Source organism: Sphingomonas larreae (assembly GCF_051400595.1).
In the GTDB taxonomy this organism is placed as follows: Bacteria; Pseudomonadota; Alphaproteobacteria; order Sphingomonadales; family Sphingomonadaceae; genus Sphingomonas.
The window spans coordinates 1-632 of record NZ_JBLFFI010000022.1 but is presented as its reverse complement, the minus strand read 5'-3'; the positions used below and the strand labels follow the sequence as shown (position 1 = coordinate 632).

At 69.3% G+C, this 632-nt stretch carries 1 protein-coding gene; it reads left to right on the top strand.

Features of this window, described 5'->3' with window-relative positions; translation table 11 throughout:
• Positions 1-12: 12 nt before the first annotated feature.
• The coding region (locus ACMGDM_RS20635; protein WP_436806018.1) for a dihydroxy-acid dehydratase domain-containing protein at positions 13-632 on the top strand (620 nt) is incomplete at its 3' end.

Genomic DNA, 632 nt, shown 5'->3' with positions numbered 1-632 from the left:
CCGGAGCGACCGATGACCCAGAGCAATGAGACGCCGGCGCTGCGCAGCCGGGCGTGGTTCGACAATCCCGCAAACATCGACATGACGGCGCTGTATCTGGAGCGCTATCTCAACTTCGGGCTTTCGCTCGACGAGCTGCGCTCGGGCAAGCCGATCATCGGCATCGCGCAGACCGGCAGCGACCTCTCCCCGTGCAACCGCCACCATCTGGTGCTGGCGGAGCGGGTGCGCGAGGGCGTGCGCGAGGCGGGCGGGATCGTGCTGGAGTTCCCGGTCCACCCGATCCAGGAGACGGGCAAGCGCCCGACCGCGGGGCTCGACCGCAACCTGGCGTATCTCGGGCTGGTCGAGGTGCTGTACGGCTACCCGCTCGACGGCGTGGTGCTGACGATCGGCTGCGACAAGACCACGCCGGCCGCGCTGATGGCGGCGGCCACGGTCAACATCCCCGCGATTGCTTTGTCGGTGGGGCCGATGCTCAACGGCTGGCACAAGGGCGAGCGCACCGGCTCGGGCACGATCGTGTGGAAGGCGCGCCAGCTGCTCGCCGCGGGCGAGATCGACGACGCCGAGTTCATCCGGCTGGTGGCCAGCTCGGCGCCGTCGACCGGCTATTGCAACACGATGGGCAC